This is a genomic window from Halovivax sp. (assembly GCA_007119345.1).
In the GTDB taxonomy this organism is placed as follows: domain Archaea; phylum Halobacteriota; class Halobacteria; order Halobacteriales; family Natrialbaceae; genus Halovivax.
Genome location: SKPV01000015.1, coordinates 1 through 3,161, shown reverse-complemented (window position 1 = coordinate 3,161; position 3,161 = coordinate 1). Strand labels below are relative to the sequence as shown.

Sequence of the window (3,161 nt, the reverse complement as noted above, 5' to 3'; positions counted from 1 at the left end):
GGCGGTCAACAGGTAGAACAGCCGTTCGAGCAGGAAGCGGACGTCCGCGGGCGGCAGTTCGTCGGCGAACGCCGGGCGGAGCGCCCCGAGCCAGCCGCCCAGCGTGTCGGGGGTCCGGGTCTCGGCGAGCAGATCGGGCCGGTCGGCGCTCGCGACGAGCGTCGCCTCGGTCTCCACCAGGTTGTCCGCGACGGTCCCGCCGCCGTCGGGGATCCGCGCCATCGTGTCCACGACGTGGCGGTAGAACGCCGGGAAGAATCGAAAGCCGTGTTCGCCGTGGAGCGAATCAGCCTCGTCGGCGATCGGCATCGATCGAGCCTTCCCGCCGAAGCGGTCGTTGGCCTCGACGACGGTGACGTCGACCCCGCGTTCGGCGAGTTCGTGCGCCGCCGAAAGCCCGCCGATTCCACCGCCGATCACGACTACGTCTGTCATCGACCCCCGTAGGCTCAGCAACAAGTTAACGGGCAGGCCTGACGGGAGGGGTCCCACGGTCGCGAGGGACCCCAGACTGCGTTCAACTCTGGATGGTACCGCTCCGGCCGTGCTCAGCTCTCGGCGGGTGCCCCATCCGTCGTCGCCTCGTACTTGTCCTCGAACTCCTGGATGAGCTGGCCCATCTTCGCGTACCAGTCGTTGAGCTTGCGCTGCATGTCGTCGGCGATCTGGGACGGGTCGGTCGGATAGTAGACGTGGTAGTAGCCGCCCTGTTCGTAGTTGATCTGATCTTTCTGGATGAAGCCGCTCTGGAGGAGGCGCTGGATCGACCGGTAGGCCGTCGAACGCTCGCGGTCGACGCGCTCGGCGACTTCGTCGATTGTCAGCGGCTCGTCGCTCTCGACCATCGCCCTGAAACACTCCTTGTCGAGCTGTTTGAGACCGTGGATGCACTCCAGCAGCCCCTCGCACTGCATGTCCTGCTGGAGTTGTTCCGCCATCGAGTTTGCCATGGGTACTGCGTGGACGTAGGGAGCGTGTCGGTATAAGGGTTTTGTGAGTATTGCACAATGCCGCAGCGCGGCCGATCGTCGTCCGAACCGAGCCGATCGGCTCCGGACCGTTCCCGGTGTCGGTCGCGGCTCCACTTCCGTCGATCCGGCCTCGACGGAACCGGGTGCGGTCAGCGCGCCTCACCCGAACAGATGGGTCATCAACAAGCGCTCGAGCGGTCCGGCACGGCGACCCTCGTGGGTCTGGACCATTACCCCCGTGGTATCGACGCTGTCGACCAGTCGGTTGCCGGGCCGTCCGAGGAGCCGGGCGCTGAGCCCGGTCCGGTCGACGCCGGTGACCAGCAGCTCCGCGTCGCCGACGAACCGTGCGAGTCCCCTGTTCTCGTCGTCGGTCTCGATGACCGTCGACCGCGCCGGAACGGTGAGGATCGAGATCACTTCCTCGTGGTATCGTTCGATCGCCTCTCGCTGACTCTCGGGAGCGTCCGCCGGAATCGCCTGTAACAGGTTCAGCTCGGCCCCCGTCTCCTCGGCGACCGCGTCGGCGAACAGCAGCTTCAGCGGATCGTAGGCGCCGCGGTTGGCCACGACCGCGATCTCGTCGGCGCCGTCGAAGCCGTCGTCCTCGACCAGCATGACGTCACAGGGGGCGTTCCGGAGCAGTTTGTCGGTCTCGCCGCCGAACAGCCGCTGGTGGAAGTCCGCCTGCCGGCGCTCGGCGATCACGAGGTCGTAGCCGCCGTAGGTCGCCACGTCCACGATCGCCTGCGTGTGGTCCTCGCTGTCGACCTCGCGGTACTCGATGTGGGCGTCGGTCGTCGCGTCGGCGGTCGACCCACCGTTCGTGACCGCGACGCCGCCGGACGACCGGGTCGGCGGCTCCACGGCCCGCCCGTCGGGGAACCAGTCCGGTGCCTCGTCGGGATCGGCCGGCAGCCAGTCGGGAATCTCGCCCGAGAGGACGTCGGCGTGATCCTCGGCGAACACCCGGTGGGGGACGGCGACGAACTCCACCACCGAGACGGCCGTCGACCGGAGCCGCCCCATGTCGGTCGCCATCCGGAGCATGTCCCGGCGGGCCGCGGGCGACGTTTCGTCGGTGATCGCGACGAGGACGTCGTACTCGGCGTCGGCCTCGAACAGCTCCCGGGTGCGGTCGATCGCGCGGTCGCTGACGTTCTCGCGGACGCCGGCGCGGGCGGCGCCCTCGCGGTCGACCCGCGGACGGGCGTAGCCGAGGTACCAGGCGATCGCGACGAGCGTGATCGCGATCGCGCCCGCGAACGGCACCGTTCCCATCTGGGTGAGGACGATCACGCCGCCGGCCATCCCGACCAGTTGGGTCCAGGGGTACAGCGGCGAGACGAACTCGGGGTCGTAGTCGGCGACTGCGCCCTCGCGGAAGCCGATCACCGCCAGGTTCACGAGGATGAACACCAGGATCTGGAAGGCGCTGCCGAACTTGGCGACCTGTTCGATGGGGAGGGTCGCGATCATGACCATCATCACGCCGCCGGTGAGGACGATCGCGAGCGCGGGCGTCTTGTACCGGTCGTGCAGCCGTTCGAACTGCGAGGGAACGAGTCCGTCGCGGGCCATCGCGAAGGGAAAGCGCGAGGCCGACAGCAGGCCGGCGTTGGCGGTCGAGGCGAGTGCGAGCAGCGCCGCGAGGACGATCACGATCGTGCCGAGCTGGCCGAACGCGGCGTCGGCGGCGTAGGCGAGCGAGGCCGCTTCCTCGCCGGGTTCGGGGACGAAGCCGCCGCCGGGTGAGAGGTCGGGCGTGACGCCGATCGCGACGTAGACGACCAGCACGTAGAGGGCGGTCGTCGCCAGCAGCGAGCCGATCATCGCCCGGGGGATGGTCGTCCCGGGGTCTTCGACCTCCTCGGCGACGGCGGCGATCTTGATGACGCCGGCGTAGGAGACGAAGACGAGGCCCGTCGCGGCGAGGACGCCCTCGGAGGCGAGGTCGAACGAGCCGGTCGTCTGGGCGGGTTCGACGCCGGGGAAGCCGGCGACGACGAAGTAGGCCATCGCCAGCACCATGATGCCGACGATGGCGAACTGGAGGCTACCGGTGGTCTTGGTGCTGACGACGTTGAGGATCGTGAACAGCACGGCGAGACCGAGGGCGATCGGGAGGATGTATGCGGCGAGCTCGGGGGCGACGTAGACGAGGTAGGGGACGCCGCCGATGAGCGCGAG

3 protein-coding genes are annotated in these 3,161 nt (G+C 68.7%); all 3 read right to left on the bottom strand.

The window, feature by feature from the left end:
- Nucleotides 1-435 (bottom strand): FAD-dependent oxidoreductase (locus QZT59_RS01340; protein ID WP_290810274.1); only part of this gene is annotated, 435 nt, incomplete at its 3' end.
- Nucleotides 436-548: 113 nt separating this feature from the next.
- Nucleotides 549-950: a helix-turn-helix domain-containing protein gene (locus QZT59_RS01335; protein ID WP_290810272.1), complete on the bottom strand. Its 402-nt coding sequence runs from the start codon at nucleotides 948-950 to the stop codon at nucleotides 549-551.
- A 180-nt stretch (nucleotides 951-1,130) separates the two neighbouring features.
- The coding region (locus QZT59_RS01330) for an amino acid permease (protein ID WP_290810270.1) at nucleotides 1,131-3,161 on the bottom strand (2,031 nt) is incomplete at its 5' end.